The sequence below is a fragment of the Microbulbifer sp. HZ11 genome (assembly GCF_000708675.1).
GTDB lineage: Bacteria > Pseudomonadota > Gammaproteobacteria > Pseudomonadales > Cellvibrionaceae > Microbulbifer.
In genome coordinates, this window is sequence record NZ_JELR01000002.1 from 201,888 (window position 1) to 218,901 (window position 17,014).

Below are 17,014 nucleotides of genomic sequence, written 5' to 3' on the forward strand. Positions count from 1 at the left end.
TGCGCCACGATAAAGACGAGCAAGCTCAGTTAGTTATGCGACTGACTCCCCGATCGCCGCTGTAGAAAGAGGTGGACCCGACTCCACTCGATATCTCCCAGCATCCGCATTGCCCAGCCGGCGCAGCCACTCAAAGCCCAGCAGACAAACCAGCACCGCACCGGCAAATATCGCCATACCCCATACACCCAGGGTCTCGCGCTCGGTAAAGCCGGTCCACAGATACTGGCCAATACACAACACGGCCACCACCAGCAGTGTCGGCTTGCGGCCAATCAGCCCCACCACAAAGACCCCCAGCGGCGCACCCAGCGCCACTACCGGCGCGGCCGCCAGCCAATTGCCAAGCACGCCCGGCTGCCAGGTGCCGGTAACCGTTTTCACCGCCACTCCCACCAGCGAGGTAAATGCCATGATGATCACCGAGGTGGGAATCGCCACCTTGAGATCCACCCGGCACAGCAATACCAGCAGCGCGTAAATCACCATATCGATCCCCACCCCGGTAATCGCCGCAGCCATGCCACCGGCGCAGAACCCAGCCACAAGGCCCAGGCGGAAGTCTCGCGCCGAAGCATTAGCGCCGAGTCCGGAATGAGAGGTGATCTCCTGCAGGCGGTACAGGTGCAGCAGACCAAAGCTGCCCCAGATCACCGCAAACGCCAGTTTTATCCACAGCTCCGGAATCAGTGGGGATAAAAACAGAATACCCAGTGGTGTACCGATCAGCGCGCCGATCATGGCACCCCGCAACATACTCCAGGCGAGCGCCTGCCGACGACACAGAATAAAGATACTCGCGCTGACCATGCCGATGGACTGCACCGCAAAACTAAAGTCACGGCCAAGGCTCGCGGGCATATCAAACAGCAACACAAGCACCGGGAAGCCCACGGTACCGCCCCCCATCGGAGTAGAACCGGCGGCATAGCTGCCAATAGCCATGGAGAGGGCCATGGGCCAGTGTTCGGTGACTAAAGGCAGATAATTCTGGGAAAGCACCACGAGGCCCCAAAGAGCGTAAAACAGCCCGAGAAAGGCGAACCAGGGGGAATAGTGCTTGAGAGACATAATAATAAAAAAGAGAATTGGGGCCTCAGCGATGAGGCCCCGGAAGCCGGGAGGCGAATAAAAGCGCCCGGCCCGGCTCGCAGCCTGATTTATAACCTAAATTACGCGCCGGCCTGCATCTTGGCCAGGCGGGAGAACTGATGCATGGAGCTCAGCTGCGCGTACAGCGGCGGCAGGAAGCCACGCTTGCGGAAGTCAGCGAAGTCTTCTTCACTCAGCTCGCCCAGCTTCTTCTCATCAACCATGTAGATACCGGTCAGGTTGATCTTCTCACCACCAGCGTTAACAGCAACGTTCTGGGTGGTCAGAAGGTCTTTCTCTGCCAGGATGGTGATGAACGCTTTGGTCATCTGATCACTTTCCAGGTAGCCCACCAGAGACTCTTTCTTGGCCTTCAGGTACTCGGACTCTTCACCGGATTCGTTAAACAGGGCATTCCCCTCTTCTTCGCCAACCACCGGGCTGTTCTCAACCAGGCCAACCATCAGCTTCTCTTTGTCGTCACCGGCGGGCGCCAGAACAAAAGGATGGTTGCGCACAGCACCAGGAACGAAAACGCCTTTCCACTTTTCGCCGTCTACAAACAGGTTTTCGCCTACTTTCAGGCTCAGCAATGCAACTGACTGGAACTGGTCGGTATCGGAGTTCTTGACGAAGACGATCGGGTATTCCGCACCCAGGCGGGCGAATTCGTGAGCAGTCACCGGCACCATGTGGGCGTTTTTAACGTGCTCAAAGGTCCCCAACTCACGGACTTTCAGCTTGCCGTGAACGTCGCTGCGCAGAGGTACGATTTTTGGGGCTTCTACAGTGGCCATACAACACCTTATTGAAATTTGAAGTTATTCTAAAAAACCCGCTTAGTATATTTTTTATACTTGAAAAGGGAAGCAAAAAGTTACACCACTATGTAGACGGATACCAGCCCCTTTCCCTCCGAACAATCAGCGATACCCGATAAACACGTTCGCGGTCAGCCGGCCGGTTTCAGGACAGTCACTAATGCTATGGCCTCCGAGAATATTTGCGCTGTGCAAAGTACCACCGCGATATATTACGAGCCGGTTAAATTTTGCAGGTACAAACCCGATTCGCGTGAACAACTTGTGCTCATCGAGACAATACTTCTTCGGCCACCGCTGGCTGTTGAGCTCTTCATAGCAATTGTCCAGGTAAGCATCACAGCGCTCAGGCGTCACTCTTTCGAAACCCGTGCTGTTATGGCGATAGAATCCCGTCCCCCCGTGATGGTCGTCACATAGATACAACAAGACCGCGAAAAAATTTGGGTCACTCGCATCAAAATGCGGAATCCTCTGCAATGGACCGAGATCCTCTTCCTTTACGGAAATCAGATTAAGGGCCTCCTGAAAGGTATTCAGCTTGGCTACAGTAGGCACGCCGAATTCAGCTCGGATGATGGCATCGACCCGCTCGCGCACCAAATCGCCATAGCTGGCGGGCGCGGCAGCCCGAACTCCCGGGTAGCCCTTGCGCTCTACTGCGATGGGGTAAGGGCTAAAGTGTGCGCTTTTGGCGAACGTTACCAGCTCTTGAGGGTTCTCTAGGAAGTCATCAAGGATTATGACTTTATTCCCCTCCTCACCAATTTTCAGTACTTGCATCCTACCCACCTTAAAAAACTCAATGCGCAGCCATTTTCGCGAGATGCCGCTGCAGCTCACTCAACCAGCTGCGATGCGGCATCAACTCACCGGTGACCTTCGTCGAATGGTCCCGCAATTCGCGGATAATTTCACGTGCCCTTTCGGCTTCTTTGCCACCAATCGGTGTCGGCTGGGTATCGAAGTTCATGCCATAAAGAACGTACAAGTGATTCTCGACCCCGAAAATGTCGAAAGTACTGAAAAAGTCTGAAGACTTTGGAGTCACAACTTTCCATCGTTGAAGCCGCTCCTCCAGCACATCCGATTTCTGCGCTCCGCGGGTGCAATCGAGCCAGAAACCAGAGTCCTGCCGATCGGAAATACAATAGTGCAACTGGACAAAGTCGATCACCCTTTCCCAAGTGTATCGAACGGCCTTGTTGTAGTAACCCGTGAGCACCGAGATGTCTTCCATTGTTCTCGGGAAGCTTTTCGCCAACAAACTGGCGGAAAAATCGGTTACCAAAATGGATGTCGCTTCCAATGGCTCGACAAAGCCCTGCGCCAACCCTAAAGCCGCACAGTTTTTCTTCCAGAACTGCTGCCGGTAACCGATTTTCATCGGAATCTTACGCACCGATTCAGAATCTACAGTGCGCCCCAGGTATTCGGAGAACACGTCAGCCGCCTCGCTATCACTCATGTGCGCACTGGAATATACGCAGCCCAACCCCCTCCTTGTCGTCAGCGGGATATCCCAGATCCACCCTGCCTTATGCGCATGAGCAGTGGTGTACGGTTGAATCGGACTTTCCTGCTCAGTCGCCTCCTGTAGTACCAGGGCACTATCGGTAAGAATCTGCGAGGATTTATCTTCAAATGGGGTCTCCAGCGCTTCACCGAGCAAAACAGCGCTAAAACCGCTGCAATCCAGATAAAAGTCAAATGCCTCCTCACCACCAGATGTATAGACGAGCTTCGCGATGTTTCCCTGGTCATCCAGTCGGACGTTGCGCACCGTCTCGAACTTATGTTGTACACCGAAGCGCCGTTTGGCATTGGATGCCAGCAGCTCAGAAAATTTTGCCGCATTAAAGTGATAAGCATAATCAACCGCCCCCAGGTAAGGGGGTGAAGATTTGCGTTTCGGGCACTTATTCCCTTCCGCGACGTCGAAGACGTCCGACAGATGGGAAAATGGTACATCGTTCTTGATCGTCAGCCAGTAATCAGTAACGTCATATCCCTTGGGGTAAGGAGAACTAAACGGGTGATAATAGAAGTGCTCCGCCTCGCCTTTTTCATGCGCCATCCAATTTGAAAACTTGATGCCTGTTTTCAAGGTCGCGTCGCATGTGGCCAGCAGGTCGATTTCGGAGATACCAAACTTGTGCAGGGTCTCCTTTATACGCGGAACCGTTCCTTCCCCTACTCCAATGACTGGCACATCCTTGGACTCGATAAGTGTAATCTGAATATCCGGATCCTTGGATAGCTCGACTCCCAGATGATTGGCAGCTATCCAACCTGCTGTGCCACCACCAACAATCGCAATTTTTCTTATTTTCATATCACTTACCTCGAGGCAAAAAAAAGCCCAGCTAATAGCTGGGCTTTTTATTCACTCAGTTCTTAGAACTTGTAGCTTGCACCCAGCTGGTACACGGCTTCGCCCTGGAAGGACCACGCCGGGAAACCTTCCTGGAGTGAGCCTTTCATGCCAGTCGCAGAGCTTGATGCATCAGCAGCACCGAACTGAATGTCATCTTCTTCAAGCACGTTAATCGCTTCGAAGGTTACATCCAGGTTTTCGGTAGCATACCAGTACAAGCTCAGATCCAGCGACCCGAAGTCGTCGTGCATGCGGTTACCGTACCAGAAACCACCGTCACGAATCAGGTACTCGGAACGGAAGTTGTATGCTGCACGAGCTGAGAAGGTGTCATTTTCCCAGTAACCCACGAGGTTGTAGGCGTGCTCGGAAGACTCGGTGAACAGCGGCAGCTGGTCCATAAAGGCTTCACTCGGCGCTTCCGCATCGGTGTAGGTGTAGTTGGCTGCAACACCAAAGCCATTATCGAACGCGTGCTGAATTTGCAGCTCCAGACCCTGGATATCGGCACCACCGGAGTTCTTCAGGGTTTCAACAGCCCATACGTCACCAGCGGCCGGATCTTCAAGGCCGATCTGCTGATCGGTCATGATGTCAGACGTTACAAAGTCGTCGATGGACTTGACGAAGTAAGTCGCAGACACCAGGTTGCCGTCACCGTAGTAGTACTCGATGGCGATATCCGCACTGGTAGCCTTCATCGGTAGAAGACCTTCGCTACCAACACGCAGTTGCTGGTTCAGCTCATTGTCGTCGGCAAAGCCGTTGTAGGCGACCAGCATATCATCGTAGTTCGGACGGCTAATGGCCTGGGAGGCAGAAGCGCGCAGAACCACGTCTTCAGACAGCTCGTAGCGAACGGTAGCGCTAGGCAGCACGTCGCTGTAGTCCGCACCGTAGTTGGACAGGGCGTAGCTGTAACCAACGTTCGCAGCAATTTCGCCGTCCATCGGCTCGGTGCCATCCAGATCGTACTGGGTGCGGGTTACGTCGGTAGAGATGTAACGCAGACCGAAGTTACCGGTCAGGGCACCGGATTCGAAAGTGAACATGCCGTACAGGGCGGTGTTCTCTTCGTTCAAGTCGGAGTAACCAGCGCGCTCTTCCACCCACTGATCAAGGCTGTTGCGGGTAACGGCAACCATTGCGTCCAGATCAGGTTTCGGTGCAGTGAAACCGTTTTGGCCCACCTCATAAATACCGCTGTATACGTCAGAGGTAGAAACCTGCTGCGGAGTAATCTGACCGGTGAAGGAACGACGGTTTACGTCGTGGTCAGTCCAGCGAGCGCCAGTTTTGAAAGAAGTCAGGACACCAACATTGAGGTCGAACTCGACATCAACCTGCGCATAGGTTTCTTCGTCTTGCGCGGGGCCACTACCTACTGCCCAACCTTGCGGGGAAGTGGTTGCAGCGTAGTCATCCAGAGTCAGGCTCGGATCCAGAGTGGGGTTAATGATGATCTCATTGCCGGTCGCATCAATAGAACCTTCCCACAGGGACATGGTATCGCCCAGGCTCGGGAAATGCTGGAAGTTAGTGGTGAAGTCGGTGCCACCTTCCGCTTTGGTAGAGCCGATGTTACCGCTTACGCGGAAACCATCACCTTCATACTCAGTGCCGAAATCGAAAGTATCAGAGCTCATGGAGGACTTGCGGCCCCAGGTCTGAATAAAGGTTTCGTTGCCGAGCGCACCGCCCGCCCAGCCAATTTCCAGGTCACCGAACTGAGAGTTGGTAGTTGTGCTGGAAGTACACAGGCCTGCTGCATTGGTGGTGTTGCAGGTAACGTTGTCACCATTCAGGGTAAACAAGTACAGGCTGGTGTTGGAGTTATCAGCCTGCATGTCCAGGGACATCGCGTGCAGGGTGAAAGACAGCTCTTCTGTGGGCGCGTACTGCAGGGTTACATCCAGAGCTGTACGCTCTTGATCCTGAATAAAGGTAGTCGGCGCGACGTCGCCCCACCAGCGGTAGTCAGACTCGGTACCGCGGCGCACGTATTCGCGATCTTCTTTGGCTGCGGCAACCAGTACACCAAAAGTCTCTTCATCGTTCTTCCAGCTGTACAAGCCAGAAACTTCCGGGGCAACTTCATCACTGATAGTGCCGACGCGAGCGGTAGTACCAATCCACGCAGTGTTCGCGTCGAGGTCCAAAGGCTTACGAGTATTGACGATAACAGTTCCGCCGATACCGCCTTCGTTAAGGTCAGCACGGGAGGACTTATAAACCTCAATGCCACCGATCAGCTCAGCAGGCAGCAGAGAATAGTTGAAGCTGCGATCGACCGGTATCTGGTCAAACCAGCCAGTGGACGCAACATTCTGACCATTCAACTGGGTCAAAGTCATGGACGGAGCTGCACCGCGAATTGAGACAGAAGCGCCCTGACCAAACGCACGGCCTACTGTGATACCCGGGATACGCCCCAGAGCTTCACCTACGTCAGAATCGGGGAACTTGCCCACATCTTCTGCAGATACGGCGTCAACCAGGTCGGTTGCGTCACGCTTGATATTTACGGCGTCTTGCAGAGCCCCACGAATACCGGTAACAGTAATTTCTTCCAGAGCGTCTTCTTGAGCAACTGCCAGCGGAGCCATCAGGCCACCACTCAGTACAGCTGCACTGATCGAGAGAGCGAGTTTGTTGCGCTTAAGCATCGATTTCCCCTTCCTTTTTTATAGATATAAAGGTTTGGTTAGAAACTTTTATTCACCTTGTACCGCCAAATGATAGCGCTGTCATTCGTTTTTATGATAGCGCTGTCATTCTCACGATCGACAATACACAGAATGAAATAAAAAAGCTACAGGCCTTCGGGGAATTTATCTGGGTATTTTGCAGTTTTTTGTAACAGCTGCCTGTCATTTGTGACAGTTGGGAGTGATTTTACATGGGAACTGGGACGCACACAGGATATTTTCTGTACAGAAAAGGTGACCGGTTAGTCTTCCGCTTCAGATGGAGGGTTTATATAGGCTGGAACCAAAACTCCCGGCACAGAGCCGGGAGTTTACGGGAGTCCGTTCAGAATCCGCTAGAGATTACTCGATTTCCTTGATTCTCATGGAGCTGGTACCGCCACCCATATTCAGGCGCTCGCCTTGGGTGATCAGGATACGCTGGCCTTTCTCCAGTTCGATACGGGACCCCAAAACCTCGACAATCGCATCGGTCAAGTGACCTAGTGGTACGGACGCAGGGTCAAACTCAATGGGCTCGACACCACGCAGCAACACCAGTTGGCGGGCAACGCGGGAATGACGGGTCAGTGCGTAGATCGGCAGGCGACTGGTAGCCCGGGACATGATGCGTGGGGTGCGGCCGGATTCGGTAAGCGCGGCAACGGCGCACAGGTTTTCAACTCGTGCTGCAGATTCGATTGCGGCCTGGGCAATCACCGTATCGATTGCTTCCGACGCAGTACGGTCGGCTGCCGGACGGGAGGTTGTCCCCAGGTACTGCTCTGCACCAACAACCACTTCCGCCATGGACTCCACGGCAGCGACCGGGAAATCGCCGGCAGCGGTTTCCGCGGATAGCATTACCGCGTCGGTACCATCCAGCACGGCGTTGGCCACATCCATCACTTCCGCGCGGGTCGGCGTGGGATTGGTGATCATGGATTCCATCATCTGGGTGGCGGTAATCACACCGCGGTTCAGCGCATTGGCACGGTTGATCAGTTTTTTCTGCACGCCCACCAGTGCAGCATCGCCAATTTCCACACCCAAATCACCACGGGCCACCATGATGACATCGGAGGCGAGAATAATATCGTCCATCTGCTGGTCATTATTCACCGCTTCGGCGCGCTCAACCTTGGCCACGATGGCGGCATTGCTGCCGGCTTCGCGCATGGCCTTGCGAGCGATTTCCAGATCCTCGCCGCTGCGCGGAAAACTCACCGCCAGGAAATCCACATCCAGCTCGGCAGCGAGCTTGATGTCTTCGTAGTCTTTTTCTGTCAGCGCCGGCGCAGAAAGGCCGCCACCCAGAAGGTTGATACCTTTATTGTTGGAGAGCTTGCCACCCTGCAGTACACGGCAGAACAGCTTGCTGTTGGTGCCACCGGTCACCTCGAGACGAATCTTGCCGTCGTCCAGCAACAGGATATTACCAGGCTTGCAGTCGGCGATCAGGGACGGGTAGTCCACGCCCACTTTCTGCTGGTTACCACCCTCTTTCGGGCAGTCCGCATCAAGGGTGAACTCCGCATTATTCTCGAGAAAGATGCTGCCTTCGGCAAAACGGGCGATGCGAATTTTCGGGCCTTGCAGGTCACCGAGTACGGCAACCAGTTTGTTTTGCTCTGCAGCGGCACGACGCACTTCTTCCACACGCTTGCGGTGATCGTCGGCACTGCCATGGGAGAAGTTCAGGCGTACAACATTAACGCCGGCGCGGATAATCTCGTCAATAACACGCGGCTTGTCTGTGCCTGGGCCGAGCGTGGCAACAATTTTAGTATGGCGAATCATAGTGGTGTTTTTGTATTTGAATTAGGAGTGAGACGTTTTTTTGATAATCGAATTGTTATTTCAGTCGTTATTGACTGGGGAATAATACCGGAGCGGGTATTGCACCCACTCCGGCAAGATAACGAAACGTTATCAGGCTGCAGTTTATTAACAGTTACAGCCGTTTTACTTGGCTCGATTAAAGACCCTGAGCCTTCGCCATTGCCAGGCTGGTATCGAGCATACGGTGAGAGAAGCCCCACTCGTTGTCGTACCAGGACATGACTTTCACCAGGTTACCGTTTACACGGGTGTGGTTGGCATCGAAGTGGCTGGAAGCCGCAGTGTGGTTAAAATCCACAGAGACCAGAGGCTGGTCGCAGTAAGACAGCACACCACCTTTCATGCTACCGGCGGCATCTTGCAGGATTGCATTGATTTCATCGGCAGTGGTTTCGCGGCTGGCGATAAACTGGCAATCCACCAGGGATACGTTATTTACCGGTACACGAACGGCCATACCATCCAGCTTGCCTTGCAGTTCTGGCAGAACCAGGCCAACTGCAGCGGCAGCGCCAGTCTTGGTTGGAATCATGTTGTCTGCCGCAGCGCGCGCGCGGTAGATATCTTTGTGTACCGCATCCTGAGTGTTCTGATCGTTGGTATAGGCGTGCACGGTAGTCATAAAGCCGCGCTCGATGCCGATGGATTCGTTCAGAACCTTGGCCACCGGAGCCAGGCAGTTGGTGGTACAGGACGCGTTGGATACAACTTTGTGTTCCGCAGTCAATTTATCGTCATTTACCCCATAAACCACGGTCAGGTCAGCATCTTTGGACGGTGCAGAAATCAGTACCGCTTTGGCACCCGCTTGCATGTGCTTGGAAGCTGCCGCTTTATCGGTAAACAAGCCGGTACATTCCAGCACCAGATCCACTTCCAGTTCCGCCCACGGCAGAGCAGCGGGGTCGCGCTCCTGGCAAACTTTTACGGTGTCGCCACCGATCACCAGATTTTCGCCGTCGACGGCAACTTCGGTGTTGAAACGGCCGTGTACAGTGTCGAAACGGGTCAGGTGGGCATTGGCCTCAACCGGCGCCAGATCATTGATCGCGACCAGTTGGATGCGGTCGTTGTAGCCGGACTCGTAAATAGCACGAGTTACATTGCGTCCAATACGTCCATATCCGTTGATAGCAATTCTGAGTTTCATATCGCTACACCCTCTGTGTCTTAAAAATTGTGGATTATTTGTTTGTTCTAAGCGCCGGGTGATCGATCCCCCCCAGCACAATTCTGCTCAGTGAAACTGCTTTTAACCTTTCAGCAGGGAGGCCTCTTTGGCCAGACGGGTAATTTCCGCCCAGTTTTTCTCGGCAACCAGTTTCGGTGCTGCCATCCAGGAACCACCCACACAAACGACGTTGGACAGCGCCAGGTAATCACGTGCATTGCTCGGGCTGACGCCGCCGGTGGGGCAGAACTTCACTTTAGCCAGCGGACCACCGATGGATTTCAGCATCGGGATGCCACCGGCCGCTTCTGCGGGGAAGAATTTCTGATAACCGTAGCCACGCTCGAACAGGCGCATTACTTCTGATGGGTTCGCAGCACCTGGCAGCAGCGGTACCGATACGTTATCTGCCGCATCCAGCAGCGCCTCGGTGGCACCCGGGCTTACCATAAACGTCGCACCGGCATCCACGGAGCGCTGGATGTCGCCGGCGTTCAATACGGTACCAGTACCAACGTGGGCATCCGGCAGATGCTTGGCAATTTCCTCTACGGCCGCCAATGCAGCCTCCGTACGCAGGGTTACTTCCAATACGTTAAGGCCACCTTCCACCAGTGCCTGCGCTAACGGCAGTGCGTCGCTGACGTTATCCACCACGATCACCGGCACTACGCCAGCCTGCTCCAAAACGGGTACCAGATTCTCTTGCATACTCACTTCCTAAAACTCGTCGAAATTCATTATTGGCTTATGGAGCCCAGTACACGGTGACTGGCTTCGCCCCTTGCTTGAGAATGCTGCGTACCGGCATTTCACTCACGTCATCACCGAGCAGCGCCTGGCGATAGACCTTGAGTTTTTCCTCACCGGTAATCAGCAATTTGATTTCTTTCGCCTGCAAGATTGCAGCGAGGGTCAGCGTCATACGTTGGGTATGCGCTCCCGTCACCGCGCTCTGCTTGGCGGTAATGGCTTTACACAGCTTTCCACTCTTTGCGTCGAGCGCATCATCCAGCCCTTCTGCATAGGGGAAAAAAGACGCGGTATGACCGTCGTTCCCCATGCCGAGTACACAGACATCAAACGGGCGCGGCAGCTCTTGAAAAGCGCGTTCGCAATCCGCTTCACCTTCAGCCGGTGTCGCCGCAGCATTTTTCATACCCAGGCAAGGCGCCTTGGCCGCTTCATTCTGCAGCAGGCTATTTGAGATAAATGCGAGATTACTCCCGGCTTCATCTTTTTCCACCCAACGCTCGTCAACCAGCGCTACATTCACCTGTTCCCAGGGCAGTGGACGACGGGAAAGCTCGCGATAAACCGGCTCAGGCGAGCTGCCACCGCTCACCAGAAAGGTCGCCTGACCGTTGGCCTTGATGCCGGCGTGCAGTGCCGCTGCGCACTCATTGGCAAGAGCCAGCGTGAGCCGTTCCCTATCTGCAAAAAACTTTTCTTCAACCATGTCGTTTTGACCTTTGCGTATTTTGCCGGTGCTGTCAGGTTAAATTACGGGTTAAACCTGTTGTTAAACCTAGGGGTTAAACCAATGGTGACCATTTTCGGCCAGCAACTGATTGGAGGCCTGCGGCCCCCAGGTTCCCGCACGGTACAACTGCGGCTGATTCGCAGTATCGCGCCAGTGGTCGATGATCGGATCGACCCAGGCCCAGGCCGCTGCCACTTCTTCGCGGTGAATAAATAGCGCGGAATTGTTTGCTGCGGCGTCCAGCATGAGACGCTTGTAGGCATCACTTTTGAAGCTGTCGTAGGTATCCGAAAGTGTCAGGTTCAGCTCTACCGGTTGCAGCTCCATGGTGAGACTGTCCATCTTCTTGGCCATCAGCACCATTTTGATGCTTTCTTCCGGCTGCAGACGAATCACAAGGCGGTTTGGCAGTACTTTACCGGCCTCAGGCTGATACACGCTATGGGAAACGTTCTTGTACTGAATCACGATTTCTGCACAGCGCTTTTCCATACGTTTGCCGGTGCGTAGATAAAACGGCACACCGGTCCAGCGCCAGTTATCGATGTGTGCACGGATCGCGACGAAGGTCTCAGTGGTGCTGTTTGCCGCTTTCAACTCTTCCAGATAGCCGGGAACCAGCTCCTTACCCAGACCACCAGCCACGTACTGGCCGCGCACGATGTTGTTATCGACACTATCGCCAGTCAGCGGCCGCAGAGCCTCCAGCACTTTGATTTTTTCCGAGCGGATATTGCGCGCGGACATGCTGTTCGGCGATTCCATGGCGATCAGACACAGCAGCTGCAGTAGGTGGTTCTGAACCATGTCGCGCATTGCGCCGGTGTCATCGTAAAAACCCGCGCGCCCTTCCAGACCCACGGTTTCGGAAATACTGATCTGGATGTGATCGATGGTCTTCGCATCCCACAGGTGTTCGAACAGCACGTTACTGAAGCGCAGGGCCAGCAGGTTCTGTACGGTTTCTTTACCCAGGTAGTGGTCGATGCGGAAAATGCTGTCTTCCGGAAAGTACTCGGCGATCTTGCTGTTGATCTCGTCGGAGGTCTTAGCGTTGTAGCCAAGGGGCTTTTCCACAACCACGCGGGAGTTTTCGTGGATAAGTCCTTTTACGGAAAGGTTCTCACAGCAAGGGCCAAATACCGCCGGCGGAATCGCGAGATAAAACAGACGGGTGCGCTTGGTGTCCTTACCCAGAATATCCACCAGACCGTCCCACTGCTCATCGGGCTTGGCGATATCCAGATATACGGCGCGCAACAGGCCGCTGAATTCTTTCCAGTTTTTATCACTGTATTCACCATCGCGCAGATGGGTTTTCAGCGCTTGCTGTGCGGTCTTCATGTAGGTGTCCGCGTCTTCCTGACGACGGACCACAGGCAGGATGCGGGTGTCCTTGTTCAGGCCACCTTCAATATAAGCGCGATACAACGCAGGAATCAGTTTGCGCAGAGACAGATCGCCGCCGCCGCCAAACAGTACCATGTCGAATGAATTTGCCATTTCGTTGCTCTCAAACAGTTGCGCGGGCCTGATGTGTTATCAGCGCCCGCACGAATTCAGTTAAAAAAGAATGCTACCGCCGGTTTCTGCGCCGCTCGCAAGCTTGCGCATATTGACAAACAGATCCCGTCCCATGCCGCTGTTGTTGGCTGACAGGTCGCATTCCGCTGGCGCGCGTGCGGCCAGCTCTTCATCACTTACATCTACTTTGAGAACGCCGGCTTCCGCGTCCAGCTCTACAATATCTCCGTCCTGGATTTTTGCGATTACGCCACCTTCCAGCGCTTCCGGGGAAAGGTGGATGGCCGCCGGCACTTTACCGGAGGCGCCGGACATGCGGCCGTCGGTGACCAGCGCCACCTTGAAACCGCGGTCCTGCAGTACGCCGAGGGATGGCGTCAGCTTGTGCAGTTCCGGCATACCGTTGGCCTGTGGGCCCTGGAATCGCACCACGGCCACAAAATCTTTTTCCAGCTTGCCCGCTTTGAACGCGTCCAGCATGTCGTCCTGACTGTTGAACACAACTGCCGGTGCTTTCACTTTCAGCTGCGGGGTTTTCAGCGCGGAAACCTTGATCACGCTGTTACCCAGATTGCCTTTCAACAATTGCAGGCCGCCGTGGCTGGAGAACGGATCCGCTGCCGGGCGAATGATGTCCGGGTTGCCGGACTCTTCGGCGGTCGGGCGCCACACCAGGCCGTCCTTGTCTTCATTCAGGAACGGATCGTAGGTGTAGGGTTCCATACCGGAATCGCCGAGTACGGTGGCCACATCGTTGTGCAGCAGACCTGCCCCGAGCAATTCGCGGATCAGATACTGCATACCGCCGGCCGCGGCAAAGTGGTTGATGTCCGCGGTACCGTTCGGGTACACGTGGCACAGCAGCGGCACTACTTCAGACAGCTCTGCCATATCCTGCCAGGTAATCTGGATGCCGGCGGCGCGCGCCATGGCGATCAGGTGCATGGTGTGGTTGGTAGAGCCACCGGTTGCGTGCAGGCCAACGATGCCGTTGACGAAGGCTTTTTCGGTCAGGATCTTGGCGATGGGTGTGTAGTTGCTGGGCTCGGAGTTCTGTACCAGCTGCTTCACCGCCGCTTTGTTCATGGCATCGCGCAGTTCGGTGCCCGGATTGATAAACGAGCTGCCCGGCAATTGCAGGCCCATGATTTCCACCAGCATCTGGTTGCTGTTGGCGGTACCGTAGAAGGTGCAGGTACCCGCGCTGTGATAGGAGGCGCTTTCCGCTTCCAGTAATTCTTTGCGGCCCACTTTGCCTTCCGCGTACAGCTGGCGAACGCGTACTTTTTCCGCGTTGGCAAGACCGGTTGGCATGGGACCTGCAGGTACAAATACCGCAGGCAGGTGACCAAAAGACAGAGCACCAATCACCAGACCGGGAACAATCTTGTCGCAGATGCCGAGGTACATTCCGCCGTCAAACATATCGTGTGACAGGGAGATGGCGGTGGCCATGGCGATGACATCGCGGGAAAACAGTGACAGTTCCATACCGGGCTGACCCTGGGTCACGCCATCACACATGGCGGGTACACCACCGGCAACCTGCGCGGTTGCACCGTTGCGCAGGGCTTCTGCCTTGAGCATTTCCGGGTAAGTGCCGTAAGGCTGGTGCGCCGACAACATATCGTTGTAAGCAGTGACGATTGCCAGATTGGGGCCATGCCCGGAGGCGATCAGATTTTTGTCATGATCGCTGGACGCTGCCATCGCATGCGCCAGGTTGCCGCAGGACAGCTTGTGACGCGCACGGCCTTTGCCCTGCGCGCGCTCGACCTGAGCCAGGTAAGTCGCCCGGGTTTCTTCGCTGCGGCGGATGATCCTTTCGGTCACCGTCTGTACGCGACTGTGTACCACTGTTTTGTTTGCCATTTTTTCAACTCTTCGATTTTTATCAGCTCGTTTCACGCTGCAGCACAATGTGCGTTTAAGCCTGTTCTCCAGCAGACTCAGCCACCTCTATTTCAGGCAGCTCCGTGGACGTAACCGCGCCGTTTATCCGGCGGTAGTATTCGATCAGTTGGGCAGTAGAACCGTCTTCGCCTGCCAGGTCGCCGGAAGCCAGTTTTGGCTCCAGTTTGTTAGCAAGGCCCTTACCCAGTTCCACTCCCCACTGATCAAAGGAATAAATTTGCAAAATCACACCTTGAACAAAAATCTTGTGCTCATAGAGTGCGATCAGCGCTCCCAGTGATCGGGGGTCCAACTCCTTCAAGAGTATTGTGTTACTTGGCTTTCCACCCCTGTGGACCTTGAATGGGGTGAGCCTTTTTATTTCTTCTTGCGACAGCCCCTTGGCTGCCAGTTCACGACCGACGGACTCTGCGTCCACGCCGTTCATCAGTGCCTGACTCTGGGCAAACATGTTTGCCAGCAGAATCTCGTGGTGACCGTCGAGGTCGTGCCCTGGGGTCACACTGCCGATAAAGTCGGCGGGAACCACTTCCGGGCTCTGGTGCAGATACTGATAAAACGCATGCTGCCCGTTGATGCCCGTCTGGCCCCATATTAGAGGGCCGGTGGTGTAGTCCACCTCCACCCCTGCACGGGTGGTAGATTTGCCGTTACTCTCCATATCCGCCTGCTGCAGATAGGAAGGCAACATGTGCAGTGCCTGTTCGTAGGGCAATACCGCATGTGCCGGGTAACCCATAAAGGTGCAATACCAGACGCTCAGCAGCGCCATGATCACCGGCGCATTGGCCGCAAGCGGCGCCTCGCGGAAGTGCTTGTCCATACTTGCCGCGCCATCCAGCAAGGCGCGGAAATTGTCGAACCCGCAGGCAATGGCAATGGGCAGACCGATGGATGACCACAGCGAGAAGCGCCCGCCTACCCAGTCCCAGAAGCGGAAGGTCCGCTCCGGCAGCACACCAAACTGCTGCGCTTTATCCGGACTGGAAGTCACCGCAACAAAGTGCTGCCGCAGCAGCGCTTCGGTGTCAGCCTCCGGCATCGCCTTCTGCAGCCACTTCAGGCCACTGTTGGCGTTGGTCATTGTCTCGCTGGTCGTGAATGTCTTGGACGAGACAATGAATAAAGTCGAATCGGCATCCAGGCCGGCCAGCACATCCGTGAGCTGGGTTCCATCCACATTGGATACAAAATGCACTGCGACATCGCCCTTCCGATGGGCACGCAGTGCTTCGATGGTGGTTTGCGGCCCGAGATGGGAGCCACCTACCCCAAGATTGACCACATCGGTAATTCGTTTACCGCTGTAGCCAGTCAGGGCTCCATTATGTAGTAAAACTACAAACTCTTTCAAGCGCTCCAACTCGGCTTCCACCAGGCTGGTGACGGATACCCCGCCCACTTCAATATCTTCCGCCAGACCACCGCGCAACGCAGGATGCAGCACCGGGCGGCCTTCTGTGGCATTGATGGGCTTGCCGGCAAATAAGTCCGCTCGCCACTGCGCCAGATCCGCGGCTTCCGCCAGGCGTAATAAATTTACAAAAACGTCCTGATCCAGCAGGTTTTTTGAGTAATCCAGCAGAAATTCCGGCAGCTCCAGGGAGAAACGCTCCGCGCGCTGTGGATCGGCGGCAAACAGTGCCCTCAAGGATTGCCCTTTCAGCGCCGCTGCCTGCGCCTGCAGGACCTGCCAGATTGGCGACTGGGAAAGAGGAACAGAGGAAGATTGAGAGTGAGACGTGTGAGAGTGTGCACTGTGCATAGCGAGCCCCCTAAAGTGGCGCCCGCCGTGGTGTTGCAGGCACCGGTTATTGTTATCTACCCGATTGACCGGCAACTGACTCCCGGCCCCGGAAGCAACTGCCAACCTGTACAAAAACAAATGACAACGCTGTCAATTTGGCGCCAGAGTCACACAGTTGGTAAAAGCTGTCAATTGGGTTTGTAGTTTTATTTCACACCCGGAATAGGCCGGATCACTCGGTGACCCGTAGGCCATCGTCGTTCGCGCCAGAACCGGGTAAACTTGCTTGATAGGCAAATTACGGAATCATTCCAACAAGGACCTTTTAAGGACCCAACAAGGACCCATCAAGGATC

At 54.9% G+C, this 17,014-nt stretch carries 12 protein-coding genes; all 12 read right to left on the reverse strand.

Annotated features, from left to right (window positions below; all coding sequences use genetic code 11):
• Window positions 1–33: 33 nt before the first annotated feature.
• The 12 genes from AU11_RS08685 to pgi all read right to left on the reverse strand — a co-directional run bounded on the left by AU11_RS08685 (window position 34) and on the right by pgi (window position 16,676).
• Complete coding sequence (locus AU11_RS08685; protein WP_081848030.1) at window positions 34–1,071, reverse strand: sulfite exporter TauE/SafE family protein; 1,038 nt, start codon at window positions 1,069–1,071, stop codon at window positions 34–36.
• Between the two features lie 101 nt (window positions 1,072–1,172).
• A complete protein-coding gene (locus AU11_RS08690; RefSeq protein WP_043318760.1) occupies window positions 1,173–1,889 on the reverse strand; it encodes a SapC family protein in 717 nt (238 codons plus the stop codon).
• 126 nt (window positions 1,890–2,015) lie between these two features.
• Window positions 2,016–2,696: a DUF6445 family protein gene (locus AU11_RS08695; RefSeq protein ID WP_043318762.1), complete on the reverse strand. Its 681-nt coding sequence runs from the start codon at window positions 2,694–2,696 to the stop codon at window positions 2,016–2,018.
• Between the two features lie 19 nt (window positions 2,697–2,715).
• The gene (locus AU11_RS08700) at window positions 2,716–4,248 is read right to left on the reverse strand and encodes a tryptophan halogenase family protein (protein WP_043318764.1); all 1,533 of its coding nucleotides are present in this window, start codon (window positions 4,246–4,248) and stop codon (window positions 2,716–2,718) included.
• A gap of 62 nt (window positions 4,249–4,310) precedes the next feature.
• A complete protein-coding gene (locus AU11_RS08705) occupies window positions 4,311–6,956 on the reverse strand; it encodes a TonB-dependent receptor (RefSeq protein WP_043318766.1) in 2,646 nt (881 codons plus the stop codon).
• 384 nt (window positions 6,957–7,340) lie between these two features.
• Complete coding sequence (gene pyk, locus AU11_RS08710) at window positions 7,341–8,777, reverse strand: pyruvate kinase (protein ID WP_043318769.1); 1,437 nt, start codon at window positions 8,775–8,777, stop codon at window positions 7,341–7,343.
• A 178-nt stretch (window positions 8,778–8,955) separates the two neighbouring features.
• Window positions 8,956–9,969 (reverse strand): type I glyceraldehyde-3-phosphate dehydrogenase, encoded by a 1,014-nt coding sequence (gene gap / locus AU11_RS08715; protein ID WP_043318770.1) that lies wholly within the window; start codon window positions 9,967–9,969, stop codon window positions 8,956–8,958.
• Window positions 9,970–10,071: 102 nt separating this feature from the next.
• Window positions 10,072–10,701 (reverse strand): bifunctional 4-hydroxy-2-oxoglutarate aldolase/2-dehydro-3-deoxy-phosphogluconate aldolase, encoded by a 630-nt coding sequence (eda, locus tag AU11_RS08720; RefSeq protein WP_043318771.1) that lies wholly within the window; start codon window positions 10,699–10,701, stop codon window positions 10,072–10,074.
• A 37-nt stretch (window positions 10,702–10,738) separates the two neighbouring features.
• Entirely contained in the window at window positions 10,739–11,449 is a 711-nt protein-coding gene (gene pgl / locus AU11_RS08725; RefSeq protein ID WP_043318773.1) for a 6-phosphogluconolactonase, read from the reverse strand.
• Window positions 11,450–11,518: 69 nt separating this feature from the next.
• Window positions 11,519–12,976: a glucose-6-phosphate dehydrogenase gene (gene zwf, locus AU11_RS08730; protein ID WP_043318775.1), complete on the reverse strand. Its 1,458-nt coding sequence runs from the start codon at window positions 12,974–12,976 to the stop codon at window positions 11,519–11,521.
• A 60-nt stretch (window positions 12,977–13,036) separates the two neighbouring features.
• Window positions 13,037–14,869 carry a phosphogluconate dehydratase gene (edd, locus tag AU11_RS08735; protein WP_043318777.1) on the reverse strand — a complete coding sequence of 611 codons (1,833 nt, stop codon included), beginning with the start codon at window positions 14,867–14,869 and terminating at the stop codon, window positions 13,037–13,039.
• A gap of 55 nt (window positions 14,870–14,924) precedes the next feature.
• On the reverse strand, window positions 14,925–16,676 hold the full coding sequence (gene pgi / locus AU11_RS08740) for a glucose-6-phosphate isomerase (protein ID WP_051687109.1): 1,752 nt from the start codon (window positions 16,674–16,676) through the stop codon (window positions 14,925–14,927).
• Window positions 16,677–17,014 lie beyond the last annotated feature (338 nt).

Coding starts and splice junctions, on each gene's coding strand:
- AU11_RS08705 (WP_043318766.1), bottom strand. CDS start 6,956: ATGCTTAAGCGCAACAAACTCGCTCTCTCGATCAGTGCAGCTGTACTG.
- AU11_RS08690 (WP_043318760.1), bottom strand. CDS start 1,889: ATGGCCACTGTAGAAGCCCCAAAAATCGTACCTCTGCGCAGCGACGTT.
- eda (WP_043318771.1), bottom strand. CDS start 10,701: ATGCAAGAGAATCTGGTACCCGTTTTGGAGCAGGCTGGCGTAGTGCCG.
- edd (WP_043318777.1), bottom strand. CDS start 14,869: ATGGCAAACAAAACAGTGGTACACAGTCGCGTACAGACGGTGACCGAA.
- AU11_RS08700 (WP_043318764.1), bottom strand. CDS start 4,248: ATGAAAATAAGAAAAATTGCGATTGTTGGTGGTGGCACAGCAGGTTGG.
- pyk (WP_043318769.1), bottom strand. CDS start 8,777: ATGATTCGCCATACTAAAATTGTTGCCACGCTCGGCCCAGGCACAGAC.
- gap (WP_043318770.1), bottom strand. CDS start 9,969: ATGAAACTCAGAATTGCTATCAACGGATATGGACGTATTGGACGCAAT.
- AU11_RS08685 (WP_081848030.1), bottom strand. CDS start 1,071: ATGTCTCTCAAGCACTATTCCCCCTGGTTCGCCTTTCTCGGGCTGTTT.
- zwf (WP_043318775.1), bottom strand. CDS start 12,976: ATGGCAAATTCATTCGACATGGTACTGTTTGGCGGCGGCGGCGATCTG.
- pgi (WP_051687109.1), bottom strand. CDS start 16,676: ATGCACAGTGCACACTCTCACACGTCTCACTCTCAATCTTCCTCTGTT.
- AU11_RS08695 (WP_043318762.1), bottom strand. CDS start 2,696: ATGCAAGTACTGAAAATTGGTGAGGAGGGGAATAAAGTCATAATCCTT.
- pgl (WP_043318773.1), bottom strand. CDS start 11,449: ATGGTTGAAGAAAAGTTTTTTGCAGATAGGGAACGGCTCACGCTGGCT.